Source organism: Streptomyces olivochromogenes (assembly GCF_001514115.1).
GTDB lineage: Bacteria > Actinomycetota > Actinomycetes > Streptomycetales > Streptomycetaceae > Streptomyces > Streptomyces olivochromogenes.
In genome coordinates this window covers 1-22,113 of record NZ_KQ948467.1, presented here as the reverse complement: position 1 = coordinate 22,113, position 22,113 = coordinate 1, and the positions used below count along the sequence as shown (strand labels likewise).

Genomic DNA, 22,113 nt, shown 5'->3' with positions numbered 1-22,113 from the left:
GGGTACTGAATCTGACCGTGGGTACTGAATACAGGTTCTGAACCACCGGCACCTCGCCGAAGAAAACGACACCCTGCCGACGACCGCCCCACCGGGACACCGCACCGACAACCAGCTCATCCTGCTGCGTCAACACGGCTCGGACCGGCTTCCCCCGCTGAAAGTGGTCCATGTGCCCGAGGGCCACTGCGAAGGACGCAGGGACAAGCTGATCAACCGGCCAGAAGCAGAAGCGGTCGTCGCCCAACTCCACCGCCTCACACAGGACCCCGCCTACGCAGACCGCACCATGGGCGTCATCATCCTGCGCCAAGGCGACCAGACACGACTTGTACAGGACCTCGTCGACCACCGCATCGACATGCCTGCCCTCGAACGCCACAACATCCAGGTCGGCACCCCCGAAGAATTCCAAGGCGATCAACGCGACGTCATCCGGGTGTCACCCGGGCCGCGAGCCGGAGTACGGCCCGGCGCTCACCCCTCGCCGGGGCACTGTGACCGGCCGGCCGGTCCCCACCGGCTCGCTACGCTCGCTACACCCCGGCCGTGGCCTGCGCGTCGGCGCTTGCCGGATCCGGCGTGTGCGCCGGCGTCGACGCCCACCGGTCGAAGCGGTCGGCGGGAGTGTCGGTGATCTGGAAGGTGCCGTCGCCGTTGGAGAACTCCACCGGCAGCGTGTACCACCACGGGGTGTGGGGGCCTCGTACGAGGGCGACGTCGGTCCGGCCGTCCCCGTTGAAGTCACCCGCCTGCGCCTTCACTCCGGGTACGGAGGCCCATCCGGCGAAGTCGATCGAGGACGCGTTCGTGATGCGGAACGTCCCGTCGCCGTTGGAGAACGCCACCGGCACCGAACCCCAGCCACTCCCGCCGACCAGCGCGACATCCGCCCGGCCGTCATGGTTGAAGTCACCACTGACCACCTGCACCCCCGACACCTGCGCCCACGCCGCGAAGTCGGATGAGGGCGAGTTGGTGATGCGGAAGGTCCCGTCGCCGTTGGAGAACGCCACCGGCAGCGTGTACCACCACGGGGTGCCGGAGCCCGGTACGAGCGAGATGTCCGCCCGGCCGTCCCCGTCGACGTCACCCACCTTTATCTTCGCCCCGGGCACGGACGCCCATCCGGCGAAGTCGACGGAGGACGCATTGGTGATGTGGAAGGTCCCGTCACCGTTGGAGAACGCCACCGGCACCGAACCCCAGCCACTGCCACCGACCAGCGCGACATCCGCCCGGCCGTCATGGTTGAAGTCACCGCTGAAGACCTGAGCCCCCGGCATCTGCGCCCATCCGGCGAAGCCGTCCACGGACCCGTTGGTGATGCTGAACGTCCCGTCGCCGTTGGAGAACGCCACCGGCACCGAACTCCAACCAGAGCCACCGACCAGCGCGATGTCCGCCCGGCCGTCCCCGTTGAAGTCACCCACCTGTGGCTTCACTCCGGGCAGGGACGCCCATGCGGCGAAGTCGCCCACGTCGCCCTTCGTGGCACGGAATGTCCCGTTGCCGTTGGAGAATGCCACCGGCAGGGTGGTCCATCCCGCGGCGCCCACCAGGGCGAGGTCGGTGCGGCCGTCGCCGTCGAAGTCACCGCTGTAGGTCCGGGCCCCCGGGGTGGCGGCCAGCCGGGGGAAGTCCCCGGCCACGGCGATGTCCGGCGAGAAGCGGCCGTCGCCCTGGGAGGAGTTCACGGGCAGGCCCTGCCACCCGTCCGAGGCGCTGAGCGCCATGTCGGTGCGGCCGTCGCCGTTGAAGTCGCCACTGCTGACCGCCGCGGTCGTGGTGGTCGAGGAGGCGTCCTGGCCCGGGTTGACGAACACTCCGCCGGGGTAGCCGACGTCGCACAGGCCGTCGCTGTCGACGTCGCCGAGCGACACGTCGGCGAGCCGCGTGGTCGACTGGTTGAGGTAGCTCCAGCGCCCGCCGAGCGAACTGGACTGGTACCACCAGGTGATGCCGGTGGCGATGAAGGCGTCGTTGACGCCGTCGCCGTCGAAGTCGCAGTACTTGCGCTCGCCGCCGGTGTACGAGTCGAGGGTGTTGGCCGACTGGTGCAGCCCGGTCTCGGTCTGGTCCAGCGCGGCGTGGATGGGCAGGATCGAACCCACCCACAGGTTCGAATGCTGGAAGACGTTGTGCGACACGGTCATGCCGACACTGGGCGTTCCGCGTAGCTTGACACCCGTGCCGTTGGTGTACCAGACCGTGTTGTACTCCACGTCCATGTACTCACCCGCGGACCCGCACTCGTAGCTGCAGGACGAGTTGTTGCCGTGCATGTCGATCTCATGGGTGTGCCAGACGTGGGAGTTGTCCCCGCCGCCGCCCCAGATCAGGTTGCGGTACGCCAGATAGCCGTCCCCGGCCGAACCGTCGCCGGTGATGGCGTGCCGGTTGTAGTCGAACACGTTCCGCTCGACCAGCGCGTAGGCGCCGTGGCCCATCACCACGCCGTAGCCCGCGCCATGACCGCAGCAGATGGTGCCGGTGGGGTGCTGGTTGTGGTGGATGTAGTTGTCGTGCACCCACACGGTCCGGGCGTTCTGGAGGCCGATCCGGCCCTGGCTGTCCTGGATGTTCACCGCCGAGCCGCGCCAGTGATCGATCTCGCTGTGGTCGATCTCCACGTTCAGGCTCGAGTCGACCCGGATTCCGTCGGAGTCGCTGGTGTCGACCGCCGAGAAGGGGTCGTCGCTCTCCGCGCCCTGCAGCCGGATTCCGCTGATCCGCACGTTGTCGCTGTGCGTGCCGTCCGAGTCGTTCCCGATCCTGAAGAGGTCGTGCGGGAAGGACGTCGTGAACAGCCGCGGTCCCTGCGGACGCTGCGACCGGTCACCCAGGATCTGCACGCCCGCGGCAACCGGCAGATAGTCCCGTCCGGTCAGGTCCAGATCCACGTTCCCGGCGATCCGCACCACCGCGTCCGGTGTGTCGATCGCCTGCACGAACAGGTCCTGCTGGCTGTTGGAGTTGATGAAGAAGGCCGGCGCCGCGGCGGGGGCGGCGGACGCCGCTGGACCTCCACCTAGCAGAAGCCCGAAGGCGAACGCCACGGCGCCGCCAAGGGCCGAGCGCCGATGCCCGAAAAAGCCCACGACTGAGTCCCCTTCGAAGGAGTGGTCGATCGGATGTGTCGCTGCCAGGTGAGCGTTCCAATCCGTGCCGTCCCGTGCCACCGCGTTCCCGCGGCCGTCCGGCGCGGCCCCGGCACTCGGGCCTCGCACGGTGTCCATCTGCCGTACAACTTGTGGCTGTTCCCCTGTTGCGGCCTCTGCGCTAAGCTCACTCGCCGTCCCCCGCCTGTGGCAAGGCCACCGATCACGACCGACACGGCGGTCCGGTCGGCTTCCCCCCTGGCGTTGTCGAGTGCACCCAGGAGAGAAGTACAGCCGTGAACAATGTCGATGCGCCTGTGCGGGACGCGCCCGGTCCGGACGTCCCGCGCCCCGGTGAACTTCAGACCCTGCTCGACCAGGGCACCCTCGCCGTCGTCGACGACGGCGATCTGCGCACCGGCCGGAACCGCTTCGAACGCGCCTACCGGATCGCCGAGTCGGTGGGCGACGAACGGGCGATGGCGGTGGCCGCCCTCGGCTTCGGCGGCCTGTGGGTGCACGAGCACCGCACGGTCGCCGGCTCGGTACTCCTGGAATCGCAGATACGCCGGGCGCTGGAGTTGCTGGACCCACAGTCCTCCCTGGCGCTGCGGCTGCGGATCCGGCTGGCCGGGGAGGGCGACTACCGCAGCAGCGACAACACGGCGGTACTGGCGCTGCTCAAGCAGGCGAGGTCGCGGCAGAATCCGATGGCGCGTGCGGAGGCTCTGAGCCTGGCCCATCACTGCCTGATCGGCCCGGAGCACGGCGCACTTCGCCGGGAACTGGCCGCCGAGCTGGTCGCGGAGAGCTTCCGTACCTCCCGCCGCAGCGATCTGCTGATGGGTCTGCTGTGGCAGACGGTCGACATGTTCCTGGACGGTGACCCGCACGCGGAACGCTGCCTGGCGGAGCTGCGCGGCCTGCTGGCCGAGCAGGACCATCTCGCGGTGGGCTTCGTCGTGAGCGCGATGGAGGTCATGCTCGCCGTCCGCGCGGGCCGCCTCGACGAGGCCGAGGCCCTGGCCAGGGCGTGTACCGAGCGCGGGGTCGCCGCCGGTGATGTCAACGCCACGGTGTGGCATGCCGCGCAGCTGGTGACCATCCGCTGGTACCAGGGCCGGGTGGTCGAACTCGTGCCGCTGCTGAGCGAAGTGGTCAACTCTCCGACGCTGAGCGCCGTGGACAATCACGCCCTTGCGGCGCTGGCGGTGGCCGCGGTGACGGCCGGGGACCGGCGGAAGGCGGTCAGTGCGCTGGCCACGCTGTGCGGCCGCGACCTCGGCGACCTGCCGATGTCGAGCAGTTGGATGGTGACGATGCACGGTGTCGCGGAGGCCGCCTATCTCCTCGACGACACCGCAACGGCGGCGCGGGTCTACGAGCTGCTGAGTCCGTACGGTCACCTGCCGATGCTGGGCAGTCTCGCCGTCGCCTGCTTCGGCTCGGCCCACCACGCCCTGGGGGTTGCCGCGTTGACCATGGGAGACGTCGACCGGGCCGTGACCCATCTGCGGGACGCGGTCCGGCAGAATCTCGCCCTCGCGCACTGGCCCGCGGTCACGGCCTCCCGGGACCGGCTCGCGGAGGCGCTCGTACGGGCCGGCCGGCAGGCCGAGGCCGACGCCGTCCGGCAGGAGTTGGCGGTGGCTGCCGAGGAGGCCGCGCCGGCGCCGCCGGAGACTGACGAACATGACAGCGCGGGTCTGCAGGGCGAGGACGAACAGAGGCAGCCCGTGGCGTTCTGTACCCGGCTGGGCCGCAATTGGCGGATCGACTTCGGCGCACGCAGCGTCCTGGTGGAGCACAGCGTGGGCATGCTCCATCTGGTGGTGCTGATGGCCAACCCGCGCCAGGAGATCCGGGCCGTCGACCTCGTGGCGGGGCTGACCGCGCTCAACGGGGCCGCCGAGCACACGGCCCTGTCCGGGCAGCCGGTACTGGACCGGGTGGCGACGCAGGAGTACCGCAACCGTCTGGCCCGGCTGCGCACCGAACTGGACGAGCTCAAGGCGGCCGACGACCATGAGCGCGCCGCCGTGGCCCAGGTCGAACACGACTGGCTGATGAGCCAGCTGGCGGGTGCCACGGGCCTGGGCGGCCGCGCACGCCGCTTCCCCGAGGGCGAGGAACGCTCCCGGGTCGCGGTGAGCAAGGCCGTCCGCCGGGCGCTGGACCGGATCGCGGCAGCGGATCCGGTGATCGGTGAACACCTGCGGCACGCGGTGCACACTGGGGTGCGTTGCTCGTACTGGCCCGCATGACGCGCACATGACGCGTGCCCGGCCGAGGTCCCGGCCGTGGTCCCGGCCGGTCGCGACGCGATCCGCACCCTGTACGCGGCCCGCTATCTCGGATTCTGCGACGCCGCCACGGCCGAGCGGCTGGCCCACGCCGTTCCCGGCACCCTCCTGCCCTTCAGCTTCGACCCCGCGCTCGAACTCGTCGCGGACCCCGACGTCGTCGCACAGCCGTGTCTGTACTTCAACGCCGCCCGCCTCGATAGCTCGCTGGCCATCTCCGGCGCCGACTATGCCCGGCTCGCCCTGCCGCGCATCGAACGCATCTCCGGCCGGAACTCGGACTGACGGGGTTCGGAGCGGCTGTCCAGTCCGTCCACCCCGGTCCGGCCGGCCCGTCCACCCCCGGTCCGACCGACCCGTCCACCCCGGACCCGGCCGGCCCTTCCCCCCGGGTCCGGCCGGTCGTCCTCCCCTGCCCCGAGGCGGCACCGCATTGCCCCGGCGATTTACCCTCCCGGCCAAGAGCGTGCGGTGGCTCATGAGGCAGAATCTGGCGCGGCCAGGCATCTGTCGCCTGATCAGCCGCTCTTTCGTGCCGAGGCCCTGAGCCGGGCCCTCGCCGCACGGGAGGCGGAGTCCCGGCTACGGCTGCGTCGTGGTATTGATCGATGCCGGAAGTCAGTGGAGAAGGCAGGCTGAGAAGGCCTTCGGTCGGGGAGCGAAGTGGAGCCATGACGGGGATGGACGCACCGGCCAAGGACGATCCAGGCCTTACAGGACTCGGCACCGAGCCGGCGAGCGACCTGGAGACACTGCTCGGGGCAGCCACCCGAGCGCTCGTCGTCGAGGGTGACCTGCAGACCGGTCGGCGGCGGTTCGACGCGGCCTACCGGATCGCCGAGTCGACGGGTGACGCACGGGCGATGGCCGTCGCTGCGCTCGGCTTCGGCGGCCTCTGGGTCCACGAACACCGCACTGTCGCGGGTTCCGCGCTGCTGCGGTCCCGGCTGCGTCACGCGTTGTCGCTCCTCGCCCCGGACTCCTCGCTCGCTCTGCGGCTACGGGTCAGGCTCGTCGGCGAGACCGACTACCGGGCCGGTGAGCATGCCGCGATACTCGCCCTGCTCGACGAGGTCAGGCCGACAGCCGACCCGGTGGCGCGGGCGGAGGCCCTCAGCCTCGCCCACCACTGCGTGCTCGGCCCGGACCACGGCGCCTCACGCCGAAAACTGTCGGTCGATCTCGTCGCGGAGAGCTTCCGCACCGCACGGCACAGCGACCTGTTGATGGGCCTCCTCTGGCAGACGGTCGACCTGTTCCTCGACGGCGATCCGCATGCCGAGCGCCGCCTGGCCGAGCTGCGGGACCTGCTGGCCGAGCAGGATCACCTCGCCGTCGGCTTCGTGGTGAGCGCGATCGAGGTGATGCTCGCCATCCGGGCGGGCCGCCTCGACCAGGCCGAGACACTGACACGTGCCTGTGCCGAGCGCGGGGCGGTCGCCGGTGACGTCGACGCCACGGTCTGGCTGGAAGGGCAACTGCTCACGATCCGGTGGTACCAGGGGCGCGTCGAAGAACTGCTGCCACTGCTCGGGGATCTGGTGCATTCCCCCAAGCTCAGCCCGGTGGACAACCATGGTCTGGCCGCACTCGCGGTGGCCGCGGCGGTGGCCGGGGACCGGCGCAAGGCGGTCGGCGCGCTGGCCACCCTGTGCGGCCGCGACCTCGCCGACCTGCCGCGTTCGAGCAGCTGGCTGGTGACGATGAACGGCATCGTGCAGGCCGCACACCTGCTTGACGACGTCGAGACGTCGGCACGGGCGTACGAGCTGCTGAGCCCGTTCGGCCACCTGCCGATGATGGGCAGCCTCGCCGTCGCCTGTTTCGGCTCGGTGCAGCACGCTCTCGGGGTCGCGTCGTTGACCACGGGAGATCTGGACAGGGCTGTGGAGCACTTCCACGCGGCGGTGCAGCAGAACCTCGCGCTGGCGCACTGGCCCGCGGTCATGACCTCCCGGCAGATGCTCGCGCAGGCCCTCGCCCGCCGGGCCCGGCCGGACGACACCGCCGCCGCCCGGCGCGAGCTGGTCGCCGCCGAGGAGGAGGCCGCGGCACTGCGGGGCGCGGGGCGGCCCGGCGATCCGGAGGAGAAGCCGCCGGAGACGGAGGCGAAATGTGCCCGCCAGGGCCGGAAGTGGCGGATCGGTCTGGGCCGGCGGAGCACGCTCGTCGAGCACAGCATCGGGATGTTCCATCTCGCGGTGCTCATCGCCAACCCGGGTCAGGAGATCCGGGCCGTCGACCTGGTGGCGGGACTGACCGCGCTCGACGGTGCCGTCGGGAGAAGTGCCCTGTCGGAGCAGCCGACGCTGGACCGGGTGGCGGTACATGAGTACGGCCACCGCCTGACGGGGCTGCGTGCCGAGATAGCCGACCTGGAGTCGCGGGACGAACACGAGGACGCTGCCGGCGCCCGCCGCGAACACGACTGGCTGGTGACCCAGCTGGCCGGTGCCGCGGGACTGGGTGGACGCCTCCGCCGCTCCGCCGAGGGCGACGAACGAGCGCGGATCGCCGTGGGAAAGGCGATCCGCCGAGCGCTGCAACGGATCACGGATGCCGACCCGTTGATCGGCGAACACCTGCGCCACACCGTGCACACCGGGCTACGGTGCTCCTACTGGCCCACGTGACGTACGTCCGGACTTTCCCGTACACACGCGGACGGGCCTGCTCGGCCCCGGTCGTGCGGCCCGCCGGCCGGCCCTGTCCCGGGTGAAGAACCCGTTGGACCCGCCGGCGGTAGCGCACCGTTCCCGGTCAGCCGCCCGCGCGGTACCGCGTTGGCACGCCGCGGCACCAGCGGGTCGGCGTCGGCTGCCCGGCAGCGCCGTGGACGGTCCGCGTCACAGCGCGGTCAGCGTCTGCCAGGTCGTGGACGCGACGACCCCGTCCGCCGGCAGGCTGTGGGCGGACTGGAAGGACCGCACCGCGCTGCTGGTGGACGGCCCGAAGGCGCCGTCCACGCTCAGCGTGGCCCCGTGGGCGTTGAGCTGGCGCTGCAACGCCGTCACCGCGGGCCCGCTGCCGCCCTGCTGCACGGCAACGGCGAGGGCCCGCCAGGTCACGGGTCCGACGATCCCGTCGGCGGACAGACCGCGGCTGGACTGGAAGGACTGCGCCGCGCTGCCGGTGGACGGCCCGAAGGCGCCGTCCACGCTCAGCGCGGCTCCCCTGGCGTTGAGCAGGTACTGCGCGGTCCTGACCCGCTCGCCGCTCGCCCCCTGCTGAACCACCGGCCAGCCGGCGCTCGGAAGCGGCGTGCCGTGGTCGGCGGCCAGCGAGAAGGGAGCGGGAAGGAGCAGCTGTGTGTTGCGGGCGTCGGCCGTTCCACGGCGCTTGCCGATGCCGGCTGCCACCGCCTGGAGGTCGTTGGCCGCCAGCTCGCGTCCCAGCGAGGCCAGCGCGGCGGGGGTGCTGGTGTCCCCGTTGCACGACAGCGGTGCGTCGGAGTCGACCATGGTCGTGAAGATCGACAGGATGCCGCCGCCTTCGGCGATCTCGAAGATCCGGCTCTGGATGGGCCAGTCGATGTGCGACGCCGTGTTCACCTCCCAGAAGCCGTTGCCGATGACGGACGGCCAGGAGGTCTTGTGGGCCGAGATGTTGTTGGTGTGGGTGTGGCCGTCGACCATCAGAATCACGTTCGGGAAGCGCAGCAGCAGGTCGCGGAGTTCCGTGCCGCCGTACGGGGACCCGCTGTCCGTGTTGTCCATGGAGTCGAGCGTGTGATGGCAGCAGATGACGATGAGTTTGTCCGTCACGCCGGGCTGGTTGACGACCGTCCTGGCCTTGGTGCCGTCGGAGTCGTCGAGTTCGTAGCGTGAGCTGTTGGCCTTGAGCTCGGCGTTCAGCCAGTTCCACTGGTCCGTGTCGATGGCGCCGTTGGCGCCGCCGCTGGTGTTGGTCGTGTCCAGCACGAGGAACTGGAACACGTCGTCGGTCCCCGAGGGAATCGCGTAGTAGCCCTTGTCGCTGCCGGAGGTGAAGCCGTGCCCGCGCGGGACACCGGTGGTGTTGAAGTGCTCCGCGATGAAGTCGCTCCGCGCGAGCAGCCGCCGGGACGGGTCTGCCGTCACGTGGGCGGTCTGGAGGGTGAATTCGCCCGTCAGTACGTCCTTCAGCAGGTCCAGATAGTACGTCGCGGTGTTGTCGAAGACGTCCGGGACGCCCTCGATCTCCGTCAGCTTGGTGGAGCCGGTGGCGATGCTCTTGAGCGGGTCGAAGGGGAGGATGTCGATCGGGACGTTGCCCTGGACGAGCGCGTCGTGGTTGCCGTAGGCGGCGTACCAGGGCATGCCCAGCCCGGTCGCCGTGAACGATCTGCGGGCGGCATTCAGCAGACCACTCACGACGGGAAAGCCGTGCTGGGCGTTGTTGTCGGGCGGAGTCTGCCGTGCTTCCGGATGCCAGTAGTGGGTCTCCGTCCCGAACTGGCCGCCGGCCACGCTCTCGTCCTTGGTGAGGTCACCGGAGTCCGGGCGCACCGCGTTGCCGTCGAGCAGGTCGATGTACCACCGCGACTCGTTGTACTGGCAGTTGTCGACCGCGTCGCCCGTGACGACGGTGAAGGCCAGCGGTGTGCTCGTCCGCGGGCTGCGGAGGACCTGCCGGACGGCTCGGCACATCGCGTCGGTCGTCTGTGTCGAGAGGAATTCGTGCGCGCGGTACGCCGATTCGGTCGGGTACGAGTTGTAGTGCGGAGGTCCGTAGTCCGCGAGGCGGTCCAGGCACTCGACCCGCAGCGGCGACTGGTCGTCGACGATGTGCAGGTCGGACATCTGGGCGAAGGCGATCAGGGATCGGGTGACCTGCGGCGAGGTGGCGGCGGTGAAGTCGTTGCGGATGATGTGCGGTTCGCCGGGGCCGGCGACCACGCCGTGGTACCCCATGCCGAGGTCGGGACCGACCTGCACGGTCTGGTCCAAAGTGGTGAGCCCGAATGCGGCACCGGTGCCGAGAGGCGGGGACGCGGCGCTGGCGACGGCGCGCAGACCGCCGACGTCGATGGCCGCGGCCACCACGGCCACTCCGGCAGCGGTCAGGATCCTGCGTCGGGAGATTGCCATGTCGATTCCTTCGGTGTGGGGCGTGACATGCTGCGAAGTCGTCGTTCGCCCGTCCCGCACGCCGTTGACTGCGGTGTAGTCCCGAGGGGGCCCGTGACGGGACGGTTGCGGAGGGATGCGGAAACCCGCGCAGGTGCCGGCCCCGCCGCTCAGCGGTGGGAGCGGCACCTGTGTTCAGGCGGAGGAGCGGGACGGATCAGGCGTTGCCGGACCTGTCACAGCCCGACGAAGGTGTGAGTGGCGCGCAACTGGAACTGGCAGGACTCCCAGGCCGACCAGGTGGTGCTGCTGGGGTCGGTCTGCGTGCAGTGGTACAGCGTGCCCGTGTCGTCGACGGCGAACAGTTCGATCTTCCCGGCCCCGTTCCGCTCGGCGCAGACGTGGCGCATCCGCAGCGTGGTGGTACCGGACTGCGTCGGCATCTGGGCCCAGGACTGCCACGTGCCGCTTGCCGGGGCAGTCTCGAAGCGGCGGAAGAGCTGCCCATCGGGATTGGTACCGAAGATCGCCAGGCGTCCGTCGAGGTTCCGGGTCATGTCGATGGAGTCGAGGATGCCGTCGACGGGCAGCACCCCGCCCCACTCGCTCTCCGTCTGCGCGTTGGGGACGTTCATCCTGCGCTGGATGAGGAGGCCGTCCTCCTTGATGGCGACCAGCACGGCGCGCCCGTCGGCGCCGGTCTCGACGGCGAGCTGGATCGCGGTGCCGCCGAGCTGGGTCCAGGGAGTGAACCAGCCGTTCGAGGCGGTGTCGTCGTTCAGGAAGTCCTGCCAGCGGTGGCGGATGGTGTTGTCGCTGCGGGTCGCGTAGACCTGCATGCCGCCCCACTGGTCCTGGACCGCGGTCGCCGAGGTGAAGCCGGAGTCGAACTGCTGGGGCGCCGTGTAGGTGCTGCTGCCCGCGCTGGTCTGCGCGCGACGGGTCACGTAGCCGTTCTGGTCGATGGCGAACACCTCGACCCGGCCGTCCTGGTGGGTGCTGGCGCTGACGGACTGCCATCCCGGACCACTGGCGAGCTTCGTCCATGCCTGCAGGCTGCCGCCGGCGGTCTGCTGGCTGGTGTTCCACAGATTGCCCTGCGCGTCCGTGCCGAACAGCTCCAGCCGCCCGTCCTTGTTGCGGGCCGCGGCGACCGGGGAACCGAGCGGGTGCGGAGCGTGCAGCGGGAAGGGGGCCGGCAGCAGCAGCTGCGCGTTGCGGTCCTGGTTGACGCCCATGCGGTTGGTGATGCCGTGGCTCACCTCCTGCGGGTCGTTGGTGGCCAGCTCCCGTGCCAGGGAGGCGAGTTGCGCGGGTGCGCTGGTGTCACCGCCGAAGGAGAGGGGCGCGGCGGGGTCGACCATGGTGGTGAAGATCGAGAGGGTGGCGGGCCCGGCGGAGGAGCCGAACTCGCCCGCGTTCTGCGCGTCGGGGCTCGCCATGATCTCGATGATGCGGCTCTGGATCGGCCAGTCGATGTGCGAGGCCGTGGAGATCTCCCAGAAGCCGCCGGAGATCGGGCTGGAGGCCGGCGCCGGATGGGGGACGATCTTGTTGGCGTGGGTGTGCCCGTTGACCATGGCGATCACGTTCGGGTAGCGCAGCAGCAGCGACTTGAGTTCGTCGCCGGTGTGCCGGTTCCCGAAGATGCCGCCGAAGATGCCGTCGTCGAGGTTGTCCATGGTGTTGAGCGTGTGGTGGCAGAACAGGACGTACATCTTGTCCTGCACACCGCTCTGCGTGACGATGCGGTTATTGGTGTCGATGTAGCGCGAGCTGTTGGCCCTGAGCTGCTGTTCCAGCCAGTTGAGCTGGTCGGTGTCGATCGACCCGCCCGCGGCACCGGAGCCGAAGCCGTCGGTGTTGGTGTTGGTGGAGTCCAGGGTGATGTAGCGGACCAGGTCGCTGGAACCGGACGGGATCGCGTAGTAGGCCTTGTCGATCCCGACGCCCTGGAATCCGTGACCGACCGGCAGGCCGGCGGTGTTGAAGTGGTCCTGGATGAACGCCTTACGGGTGAGCAGCCGCCGGTTGGAGTCCGCGGCGACCCGGGTCCCCTCCAGGTCCCAGGCGACCATCAGCTTGCCGAAGGTGCCGAGGTCGCTGTAGCTGTCCGGCAGGTCGGCGGAGGTGCCGGTGGTCTTGGACGAGCCGACCGTCATGCCCTGCACGTCGACGAGGTTGTTGTCGATGGGTTCGTTGCCCTGCCACAGTCCGTCGTGGTTGCCGTACGCCGCGTACCAGGGCATGCCCAGGCCGTGGGAGACGAACGGCCGGCGGGCCGCACCCACCACGCCGCTCGCGTCCAGCAGGCCCGGAACATAGGGGAATCCGAGCCCTGACGTGCCGGTGTACTGGTTGCCCGGCACCTGCTGCGGGGGCACCGACGGGTAGTAGTAGTGGTTGTCCCCGGTGCCGCCGCTGGTCAGGGCACCGCTGGAGAAGCTCTGGTCCAGGCCGATCTGGCCGGAGTCCGGGACGATGGTCTGGCCGCCGTCGAGCAGGTCGATGTACCAGCGGTTCTCGTTGTGCTGGCAGTTGTCGATCGCGTCGCCGGTGACGATGGTGAACTGCAGCGGCTTCTTGCTCCGCGGACCCTTGCCGATCCCGGCGATGGCCTGGCACATCGCGTCGACGACCTGGGTCGAGAGGAACTCGTGACCCCGGTAGGCCGAATCGGTGGGGTACGAGCCGTAGTGCGGGGCGCCGGCGTCGGCGTAGCGGTCCATGAACTCGAGGCGGGCCGGCGACTGGTCGTCCACGATGTGCAGGTCGGTCATCTGCGCGAACGTCGCCAGCGCCATCGTCGGAGGGCCGAAGCGGGACCAGAGGTCGGTGCGGATGGTGTGCGGCTCCCCCGGCCCGGCGACGAGCCGCTGGTAGCCCGCGCCCTGGGCGTAACTCGCCCGCTGCACCGTCTGGTCCCACGTGGTGACCACCTGCACGTCCGCTGCGGAGGCGGCCGCCGCCTTGCCGGTGCCGACCGAGGTCGCGGCCTCGGCGGCAGCGCGGAGACCGCCCACGTCGATGGCTGCCGCCACCACGCCCACTCCGGTCGTCGTCAGTAGCCTTCTTCGCGAGATGCCCACGCCATGTCTCCCAGGAAAGGTCGAACCTCGTCTCTCCCTCCGGCGTTCCATTCCGTTCCGCCGCGTTCCACAGTCGTGTCCGTCAGCGGCCGGGCAGGGGAACGTCGCGGCGGAGCGCGATCCCGGCCTCGGTGGCACGGGTGCCGATCGCGGTGACGGCGCGTTCGGCGAGGGCGGCAATGGTCAGTGAGGGGTTGACGGTGAGGGAGGTGGGGACGGCGGCGCCGTCGGTGACGAACAGTCCGCTGTGCCCGCGCAGCTCATGGCCGTCGGTGAGCGCGCTGGTGGCGGGGTCGTCGCCGAACCGGGCCGAACCGAGCGGATGGGCCGTGACGGTGCCTGCGGTGTCCTCGCTCCACGGGCGGACCCGGGAGAGGCCGTCCTTCTCGAGGATTGCCCGCAGTGCGGTGTCGGCCCGGTCCCATGCCTGGCGGGTACGGGAGGTGGGGTGGTATGTCATGGTGCCCTGTCCGAGCCCTGGCGCCAGCCGGGTGAAGCTGCCGGTGAGCGGGACGATCCCGAAGGTGCCTTCGTTGTCGTCCTCGGCCATGGCCAGCAGGGTGAGCCAGGAGCGCCACCGGGCCCGCATGTTCCGCTTCTCGATGCCGAACCAGGTGGGTGATCCGGCGGCCTGGGCCAACAGGTTGGTCAGCGGGGGGAAGTAGATCTGCTGGAGGGTGAAGCGGCTGTACTCCGGGGCGGCCGGGTCGAGGTAGTCGTAGGTGGCGGCGGTGATGGGCCGGCCCACGGGCAGCCCCTGGTAGGCGGAACCGTCGGGACGTGACAGCCCCAGCAGTGAGCGCGCCTTGCCCTCGTCGATGTCGGCGACGCTGACGCGGTCGCCGTTGCCGGAGAAGTAGCGCCCCACAGCGGCCGGGACGCCTCCGAGGAGGAGGGCGGAGCGCTGGAGGATCACGGGCGTGCCCACGGCGCCGGCGGCCAGCACGACGACCTTGGCGTGGATGACCCCGACTTGCGCGGTGCAGCCGTAGTCGTCGGGGTCCACGACGGTGTACGCGACCGCGTAGCGGTAGCCGGACAGGGGCGACGGGGTGACGGTCTGCACCTCGTGCAGCGGGCGGATCTCCGCGCCGTGGGCCTCCGCCGCCGGCAGGTAGTTGAGCAGCAGGGAGCGTTTGGCGTCGAAGCGGCAGCCGGAGAGCATCCAGTTGCAGTTGGTGCAGGTGCCGGTGTCGACGGCCACCGGCACGGGATTGCAGGTGTGTCCGGCCCGCCCGCACGCGGCGGCCAGGACCCCGCCCGCGTAGGACACGTCCGGCCAGTCGGCCCGGGTGACCGGCAGCGCCTCCTCGACGCGGTCGTACCAGGGGTCGAGGGCGGCCCGGGTCAGGGAGGCCGGCCACAGCCGGCGGCCGAGGCTGCCGCGGCGCTCGAAGACGAAGGACGGCGCGCGCAGTGAGGCGGCGAAGTAGACGACGCTGCCGCCGCCGACGCAGTTGCCGGCGACCACCGCGACTCCGTCGCCGCGGATCACGTCCACGATCTTGTTGTAGGTGCCCAGGCGCATCGAGTGGGTGAAGTCGGCGGCGGCCGCCCGGGGGCCGCGCTCCAGAACGGTGACGCGGGCTCCGCCCGCCGCGAGGTAGTAGGCCGGGATCGCGCCGCCGAAGCCGCTGCCGATCACCAGGACGTCCGTGGTCTGCGCGGTCATGCCGGGCTCCCCGAAGCAGTCGTGCCGGGATGGAGTGCCGCGAGCGGGCGGCCGTAGGAGAAGTCCGGGAAGCGCCACAGGCCGTCCGCGTCCGGGTCCGGGAAGCGCAGCCACTTCAGTCCGGGATGGCCCTGGCCGAGGGCCTCGACGGTGTCCTGCTGCCCTGCGGTGTCGAACGCCAGCCCCACCAGCAGGCTCAGCATCTGCCAGATCGGCCGGTCCAGGTCGTCGGGGTCGAACAGGCCGCCGACCAGGGCGGTGCGGTGGGAAAAGGTCAGGTCCACGAAAGGCGGGCGGGTCGGCGACAGCCAGATCAGCCGGAGGGCCGCATAGGCGACGGCGCGGGCGTCGAGCAGCGCCGCGATCGCCGGCAGCAGCGGCGCCGCCGGCAGTTCGGGCGAGTTGAGGAGGCCGACGACACCGGCCTGTACCGCTCCGGGGCCGGTGACCGCCCCGGCGACCACCACGTCACCTGTGAACCGGCGCTGGCCCGGGATCAGGGTGTCGGCGAACGCCTCGAGCGTCTGTGTCGTCCAGCTCTCGGAGACGTCGGCCGCCTCGGCCGTGGGTGTGTCCAGAGCGCCGGCGGACAGGACTGCGAGCGTGGCGACCAGTGCCTTGAGGATGGATCTCCGGTCTGGCTCGGTCACGGTGGCTCACCCGGCCAGTGCGCAGCGCAGGTCGTGGGGCAGTGACACGGTCAGTCCGGTCTCACCGGCGGCCTGACCGTAGTCGCTCAGCGCGCTGGCGAGGTCTGGGAAGACCGGCCGGAGGGCGGCGACCGCGTCTCCGATGCCCACGGTGTGTCCGTCGATGCGGAAGTTGGTCAGGCGGGCTCCGGCCCGTCTCGCGGCCTTGTCCCACCAGTACTGACCGTCCCACGCCACCCACGGCGTCGCGCCGTGAGTGGACTGCGCGCTCCAGTGGTCCTTCTGGTAGTAGTGGCAGGTCAGCATGGAGACGGCGAACCGGGAGGGTTCGGCCACCAGGAACCGCAGGGCCCCTCCGTCGTCGATGGTGATGTCGCGCTTGCTGTACTCCACGCACAGCGGGTCGGTGAACGCCAGCCACCACGGCGGCTGCTCCCCCTCGCCGAACTCGTGCCAGGTGCAGCCGGCGGCGAACCCCGGCTCGGTGAACGGACCGACGGACGTGTCGGCGACCGCGGCGGAGCGGGTCGCCTGCCGGGCCGGGCTCTCACGGACGACGGGCTTCGACGGTGCCGCGACGGCGGTGCTGCTCGAGAGCAGCGCCGCGGACGCTCCGAGAACCAGCGCGCAGCCGGCTGCGGAGACACGCAGGCGCAGAGGAATCACGGGGGACCTCCCGGAAGCGGGGCAGGGTGAATGTCGCTCAGGACAGGCCGCCGCCATGACGCGGTGGGTGGGGCGACCGGCATACCGAGGATGGGGCACACCAACCGGCCAGTACAAGAGGTGGGTCAGTGACTGAGCCACTGGGCCTGTGATAGGAACTGCCGTCAACTGTGCCGCGCACTGCGGTTGTTGGATTCCCGACCGCAAGCCACGTCCTGACGCGGTCGCCCGTGCCGACGCGTTGCCTCCCATCTGCCGCTTCACCCACCCGCGGAGATAATTGTCATGAGCAAAACGAAAACCTCGCGTTCCTCCCGTCGGGGCGGACGGCTGCCGCACTGGGCCGTCGCCGCCGGCGCGGCGGGCGCTCTGCTCGGGATGGCACAGCCCGCCCAGGCGCGGTCGGCCGCCCCCACCGCGGAGGCCCACTACGCGGCCGATCACATCGGCTCCGGGATACACGGGACCGCCTCGGCGTTCACGGCACAGGCGACGGCACCGCAGGGCGTCCCCGGACTCGACGTGAGCGCGTGGGAAGGAACCGTGAACTGGTCGTCGGTGGCTGCCGACGGGGCCGGGTTCGCCTATGTGAAGGCGACCGAGGGCGTCGGCTACGTCAGCAACACCTTCGATCAGCAGTACAGCGGCTCGGTCGCCGCGGGACTGCTGCACGGCGCCTACCACTTCGCCCTGCCCGACAGGTCCGACGGCACCACCCAGGCCGACTACTTCCTGAGTCACGGCGGAGGCTGGAGCGACGACGGCAAGACGCTGCCCGGCGTGCTCGACATCGAGTACAACCCCTACGGGGCCACCTGCTACGGCCTGAGCCACAGCACGATGGTGAACTGGGTCGCACAGTTCCGCGACGAGTACCGGGCCCGCACCGGCCGCTATCCGATGATCTACGCCGGGCTCAGCTGGTGGACCGAGTGCACGGGGAACCACACGGGTTTCGCCTCCACCGACCCGCTGTGGATCGCGCACTACGCCTCCAGCGCCGGAACCCTGCCGGGCGGCTGGAGCAACTACACGATCTGGCAGTACGCCGATGCCGGTACCTACCCCGGGGATCAGAACGTGTTCGCCGGAAGCCTCGCGGATCTGCGGGCCTTCGCCGCGGGTGACCTCACCTCCGGCCAGGGCTGGCCCACCGTGCAGCAGGGGCAGAGCGGCTTCCAGGTGACCGGCGCGCAGTACCTGCTCGATGCGCAGGGCGTGAGCCTCACGGTCGACGGCCAGTTCGGTCCCGCCACCGCGAGTGCGGTACGCGCCTTCCAGAGCGCCCACGGCCTCACCGCCGACGGCGTCGTCTCGGCCGGCACCTGGCAGCTGCTGGTCTCCTGACCGGAGCACACGGTGAGCCGCCGGCACCGATGCCGCTCTCAAGCCCACGGTCATCCACCTGGGCTTGCCCACCTTCGGCCGGATCGCTGGGCGCTCAACCGCCCCCCGACCTGCCCCGGGCTGGTTCACCCTGAAAGGAAGCCCTGGAATCGGCCAGGGCTATCCCTGAGCCTCACCCAGGACTTCACTCATCCGTCGCCCCAACTGCTTAGCCATTAAGGCAAGTTGAAGAGCTCACGGAATGATGCCCCGTGTGGACTCGATGAATGACACGCCGGACCGGCCCCGAACCCGCTGGGGAGTATTCACCCAACCGGATTTCCGCCTGCTCTGGACAGGCGAGACCGTGAGTGGGCTGGGCAACAGCATCACCGTGGTCGCGTTGCCGCTGATCGCGGTTGAGGTGTTGGACGCCAGCTCCACCGCCGTGGGCCTGCTCGCCGCGGCGGTGTGGCTGCCCTGGCTGCTGGTGGGGCTGCCGGTAGGCGCATGGGTGGACCGGATACACAAACGGTCACTGATGATCGCGTGCGATCTGGTGGCAGGTGCGGCGCTGGTGAGCATTCCACTGGCGGCGTGGCTCGACGCGCTCACCTTCCAGCACCTGGTCGTCGTCGCGCTGATCTGCGGCACCGCGGCGGTGTGCTTCAACACCGCCTACCACTCGTACATCCGGATCGTCCTCGACGGCCGCGACCTTCTGGAGGGCAACGCCAAACTGCAGGGCAGCGAGGCCGCCACCCAGATCGCCGGCCCGGGGGTGGCGGGGCTGCTCGCCCAGGCGTTCGGCGCGGTCACCGCGCTCGTGGCCGACGCGGTGACGTTCCTGGTATCCGCGGTCTGCCTGAAGCGGATCAGCGTGGTCGAGCCGGACCGCGCTCTGCACGAGGAACGCGTCCCCCTCCGACGGCAGATCAGCGAAGGGCTCCGCTTCGTGGGCCGGGACCGGTACCTGCGGCCGATGGTCACCTGGGGCGCCGTGATCAACATGGCGCTGATGGGCTACCAGGCGGTCCAGGTCGTCTTCCTGGTCCGCACCGTCGGGCTGAACCCCGCCATGGTCGGGCTGCTGCTGACCAGCGGCAGCACCGGCGGCATCGTGGGCGCGCTGATGGCCACCAGGGTCAGCCGGCGGTTCGGCACCGCGCGCGGACTGCTTCTCCTGCAGGTCGCCACAGCGCCGTTCGCGCTGCTCCTGCCGATGACCACGGCAGGGCCGGGGCTGCTGCTGTTCGCGATGGGCGCCTTCCTCGTCGGGATCAGCATTTCCGTGGCCAACATCGTGGTCGGCAGCTTCCGGCAGACCTACTGTCCGCCGCACATGCTCGGCCGGGTCGTGGCGACGGCCATGATGATCAACCACGGCACCATCCCGCTCGGGTCCCTGCTCGGCGGCGTGCTCGGCGACGCGGTCGGGTACCGGCCGGCCATGTGGATCATGACGGGTGTCGTCGCGCCCAGCTGGCTCATCCTCGCCACGAGCCCGATGCGCCGCGAGCGCGACCTTCCGCAGACCCACGAGCCGGAACAAGTGCACTGAGCTGAAGGATGGCGGAAGGGCCGCCAAACGGGCGGTCCAGCCGCAGCTCTCGCCACGCAAGATCCGCATGCTGGCAGGCATCACCAACACGCTGCAGGAAACGATCTCCAAGACCCCCTCGCCACTGCACGTCAGAGCCGCTCGTGAACGCCTCTCCCTGATCGCTCGGAGGGATTCAGGCAGCGCCTCCTCTCGACCCAACGAATCAGGACGAACAAGTAGTTCGGAGAAGGGCCGGTGTGTGCCAGCTGCAACACCTATGAAGGCGGCGGCTACAGGTTCGTCCATCGGCCGGGTGGCGATCCACCCCCTCCTGCTGTGCGACGGCTGCCTCCGCGACAGGACCGTGCCACCGCGCCACCAGCCCGACATCGTGCTGCAGACGTTCGTGCTCGACCCTCACGGCCCGTGCGCACAGCGGCCCTCCTCCCCCTGGGCGCGGTGGAGGACGACGGATCGGTCCGTTTCCGGCTCCGCTGCTGGCAGTGCACGTCTGCCCCCAGTGGGAGCAGATCGTGCCGGCCGCCCAGGTCAGGCGGCTGGTAAGCGAGTTCGTCGACAAGGCCCTGGAAGCCGATACCGACGCCCCCGGCCAGGAGTCCGCCTGACGGCCCATCCCCTCTCCACGCTCTCTGTTCCTGAACTTCTCCTCTCCCCGAGTCCCCCGGCCGGGGGCGGGCAAGGCGGCACAGGCGCTGCCTTGCCCACGGCACCAACGAAACGAGACTCGCCATGGCCTACGCACTCCCCTGAACCAGTCGATCCGGCCCTCGGCGTCGGCCAGGACCGCCGCGAAGATCCTGTCCCTACCCGATTGGAGGGATCTGCGTGGCGATACCGAATGACGTGGAGCGAGAAGTCGATGCGATCCGGCTCCCGCAGTGGGGCCGGGACCCTCGGGCTCTTCTTCGAGGTAGAGCTGTGTTCCCACGCCTGTTGGTACAGCCCCACGATCTGCTCACGCGACTCTCCCACACTGGCATGCGACGTTCGAAACCCCTGGACGGAAGTACGCGCACCATCCCCGCAGCACTGAGTTCAGCTGGTGCAGTAAGGAATTCAACGGCAGGCCAACATTCTTCCTTCCGGTCAGGTCCTTGACCTTAGCCGTCACAGAACGCACCGACTTCCGCGCCGGGTAGGTGTAGATGTACTGCCAGCCAGTGAGCCCTTCTCGGTAACGTCTCGTACGGTTCGTGACCTTCGTCAGCTGGTGCGGCCGTGCTCCGTCTGGAGCAGAACGAGGGCGGCGCGGGTGATCTGGGTGATCGCCTTGGGGTCGAGCCTGACCCTGCGCAGAGCCTTGAAGATCACCTTGAGCAGGGCGTTGGCGCGTTCGGCCACGCCGTGGATGTCGCGGATGACGGAGTTGAACGCCTTCGCGTCGTCGGTGAGTTCGCCGCCCTTGGGTTTTTTGACCGGGTGGCGGAGGCCGGCCCTGGCGTCCTGGTAGCCGAGGTCGGTCAGGGTGGGGATGTCCAGGGTGTCGGCGAGCCGAGTCAGGGCGGCGATCAGGCCGTGGGTACGGGCTCAGGTGGTGTCGTGCTCGCGGCCGGGCCGGACCGGCGAGACCCAGAGCGGCCAGCCGTCGGGTGCGGAAAATGACCTGGACGTTGCCGCCGTGGTGCTTGTGCTTGCCCGACCACCACAGGTCGGCCTTGTTCGGGCCGGGGCGGCGACGCGATCGGTACGGATAACGGTGCCGTCGAGGTTGAGGTGTGTAAAGCCGGCCGCGGCCGCGCGCTCCAGTGCGGTGGACAGGTCCGGGGCATGGTCGGCGAGCACGGTCAGCCCTTCGTGGAGGTAGCGGTAGGCCGTCGGGACGGAGATCCGGTTGTCGCGGACAAGTTGAGTCAGCCGGGTACCGTCCAGGAACCAGCGCAGGATCAACACGCTCTGTTTGAACGGCCCCAGGGCGCGGTGCCCTTGCGGGTCCCGAGACGCTCACGGTGTTCGAGCAGCAGCTTCGCGAGGGCCTCAGCAGTGGCCCGGCTGACATCGAGCACGCCGGTGTACGTACGTGACACTGGTCAACGCGTGAAGCCTCTCGGTACCCGGAACCTGTTCTTCGCAGACCTGTTCCTACCAGGGGCTTCTCGCGTATCTGATGCCGGGTCAAGCCCGTCTGATGCCCCTAGTCAGGAAGATCTCGGATCTGTCGGACGGGCGGCATACCCTGAGCCCTGTCCGCACTATCTGGGAGAGTCATGACAAGTAGGTTCACCGAGTTGACCATTGACTGCCACGATCCGGAGATGCTCGCGGCCTTTTGGTGCGAGGTCCTGGACTTCAAGGTGATCGACCGGAGCGAAGGCAAGGTCGAGATCGGCTCCTGGGTGCCGACCATCGAGGATGTTCGGGCCCGCCAGATGCCGCCCACCCTGCAGTTCATCCTGGTGCCCGAGGGCAAGACCGTGAAGAACCGGCTTCACCTCGACGTCAGCCCGATCGACGGCAGCACCGAGGACGAGGTGACCAGATTGCTCGGCCTCGGCGCCACCACGACGGATGTAGGCCAGGGCTCAGACCGAAACTGGGTGGTCATGGCAGACCCCGAGGGCAACGAGTTCGACGTCCTGCGCACCCTGGCACCGCAGAACTAGGCCGCGAGCAGGCACCCGCCCCCGTCACACACCGCAACCATCACGTTGCCGAGAAGACCTCACTACCGCACCTGAGCGGCACACGGCTGTAGTA

The 22,113-nt window shown here is 69.8% G+C and carries 15 protein-coding genes and 1 pseudogene; 8 read left to right on the top strand and 8 right to left on the bottom strand.

Annotation, left to right across the window (positions count from 1 at the left end; translation table 11 throughout):
• Nucleotides 1–163 precede the first annotated feature (163 nt).
• Nucleotides 164–637, top strand: a complete 474-nt coding sequence (locus AQJ27_RS59035) for an AAA domain-containing protein (protein ID WP_341866121.1) — start codon at nucleotides 164–166, stop codon at nucleotides 635–637.
• Here AQJ27_RS59035 and AQJ27_RS35665 read toward each other — a convergent pair.
• Nucleotides 537–3,101: an FG-GAP-like repeat-containing protein gene (locus AQJ27_RS35665; RefSeq protein WP_159064459.1), complete on the bottom strand. Its 2,565-nt coding sequence runs from the start codon at nucleotides 3,099–3,101 to the stop codon at nucleotides 537–539. The two genes, AQJ27_RS59035 and AQJ27_RS35665, sit on opposite strands and share 101 nt — an antisense overlap.
• 296 nt (nucleotides 3,102–3,397) lie before the next feature.
• Between AQJ27_RS35665 and AQJ27_RS35660 the strand changes: the two genes are divergently transcribed.
• The 3 genes from AQJ27_RS35660 (at nucleotide 3,398) to AQJ27_RS35650 (ending at nucleotide 8,037) form a co-directional block, all read left to right on the top strand.
• Nucleotides 3,398–5,365, top strand: coding sequence for an ATP-binding protein (locus AQJ27_RS35660; protein ID WP_159064458.1), 1,968 nt, complete (start codon nucleotides 3,398–3,400; stop codon nucleotides 5,363–5,365).
• Nucleotides 5,366–5,401: 36 nt separating this feature from the next.
• Nucleotides 5,402–5,689 (top strand): YbaK/EbsC family protein, encoded by a 288-nt coding sequence (locus AQJ27_RS35655; RefSeq protein WP_341866120.1) that lies wholly within the window; start codon nucleotides 5,402–5,404, stop codon nucleotides 5,687–5,689.
• Between the two features lie 386 nt (nucleotides 5,690–6,075).
• On the top strand, nucleotides 6,076–8,037 hold the full coding sequence (locus tag AQJ27_RS35650; protein ID WP_201264456.1) for a hypothetical protein: 1,962 nt from the start codon (nucleotides 6,076–6,078) through the stop codon (nucleotides 8,035–8,037).
• A gap of 213 nt (nucleotides 8,038–8,250) precedes the next feature.
• On the opposite strand, the gene AQJ27_RS57995 is transcribed toward AQJ27_RS35650, so the two are convergent.
• The 5 genes from AQJ27_RS57995 to AQJ27_RS35625 all read right to left on the bottom strand — a co-directional run bounded on the left by AQJ27_RS57995 (nucleotide 8,251) and on the right by AQJ27_RS35625 (nucleotide 16,529).
• The gene (locus AQJ27_RS57995) at nucleotides 8,251–10,473 is read right to left on the bottom strand and encodes a TIGR03767 family metallophosphoesterase (protein ID WP_067377971.1); all 2,223 of its coding nucleotides are present in this window, start codon (nucleotides 10,471–10,473) and stop codon (nucleotides 8,251–8,253) included.
• Nucleotides 10,474–10,688: 215 nt separating this feature from the next.
• Nucleotides 10,689–13,541: a TIGR03767 family metallophosphoesterase gene (locus tag AQJ27_RS35640; protein WP_159064457.1), complete on the bottom strand. Its 2,853-nt coding sequence runs from the start codon at nucleotides 13,539–13,541 to the stop codon at nucleotides 10,689–10,691.
• An 82-nt stretch (nucleotides 13,542–13,623) separates the two neighbouring features.
• On the bottom strand, nucleotides 13,624–15,213 hold the full coding sequence (locus AQJ27_RS35635) for a GMC family oxidoreductase N-terminal domain-containing protein (protein ID WP_067377965.1): 1,590 nt from the start codon (nucleotides 15,211–15,213) through the stop codon (nucleotides 13,624–13,626).
• On the bottom strand, nucleotides 15,210–15,863 hold the full coding sequence (locus tag AQJ27_RS35630) for a DUF5987 family protein (protein ID WP_201264455.1): 654 nt from the start codon (nucleotides 15,861–15,863) through the stop codon (nucleotides 15,210–15,212). Before AQJ27_RS35630 ends, AQJ27_RS35635 begins: the two co-directional genes overlap by 4 nt.
• A gap of 6 nt (nucleotides 15,864–15,869) precedes the next feature.
• The gene (locus AQJ27_RS35625; RefSeq protein ID WP_067377962.1) at nucleotides 15,870–16,529 is read right to left on the bottom strand and encodes a hypothetical protein; all 660 of its coding nucleotides are present in this window, start codon (nucleotides 16,527–16,529) and stop codon (nucleotides 15,870–15,872) included.
• A 285-nt stretch (nucleotides 16,530–16,814) separates the two neighbouring features.
• Between AQJ27_RS35625 and AQJ27_RS35620 the strand changes: the two genes are divergently transcribed.
• From AQJ27_RS35620 to AQJ27_RS60240, 3 genes are all read left to right on the top strand, one after another.
• Nucleotides 16,815–17,876 carry a GH25 family lysozyme gene (locus AQJ27_RS35620; protein WP_067377958.1) on the top strand — a complete coding sequence of 354 codons (1,062 nt, stop codon included), beginning with the start codon at nucleotides 16,815–16,817 and terminating at the stop codon, nucleotides 17,874–17,876.
• Between the two features lie 241 nt (nucleotides 17,877–18,117).
• Nucleotides 18,118–19,416: an MFS transporter gene (locus AQJ27_RS35615; protein ID WP_425275252.1), complete on the top strand. Its 1,299-nt coding sequence runs from the start codon at nucleotides 18,118–18,120 to the stop codon at nucleotides 19,414–19,416.
• Between the two features lie 485 nt (nucleotides 19,417–19,901).
• Entirely contained in the window at nucleotides 19,902–20,024 is a 123-nt protein-coding gene (locus AQJ27_RS60240) for a hypothetical protein (protein ID WP_268814619.1), read from the top strand.
• 350 nt (nucleotides 20,025–20,374) lie between these two features.
• Here the strand turns inward: AQJ27_RS60240 and AQJ27_RS60900 are convergent, their stop codons facing one another.
• Entirely contained in the window at nucleotides 20,375–20,530 is a 156-nt protein-coding gene (locus AQJ27_RS60900) for a group II intron maturase-specific domain-containing protein (protein WP_159064456.1), read from the bottom strand.
• Nucleotides 20,531–20,622: 92 nt separating this feature from the next.
• Nucleotides 20,623–21,443: pseudogene (locus AQJ27_RS35610) on the bottom strand (HARBI1 family protein).
• A 180-nt stretch (nucleotides 21,444–21,623) separates the two neighbouring features.
• Here AQJ27_RS35610 and AQJ27_RS35605 point away from each other — a divergent pair.
• Complete coding sequence (locus tag AQJ27_RS35605; RefSeq protein ID WP_067377955.1) at nucleotides 21,624–22,019, top strand: VOC family protein; 396 nt, start codon at nucleotides 21,624–21,626, stop codon at nucleotides 22,017–22,019.
• Nucleotides 22,020–22,113: the final 94 nt, after the last annotated feature.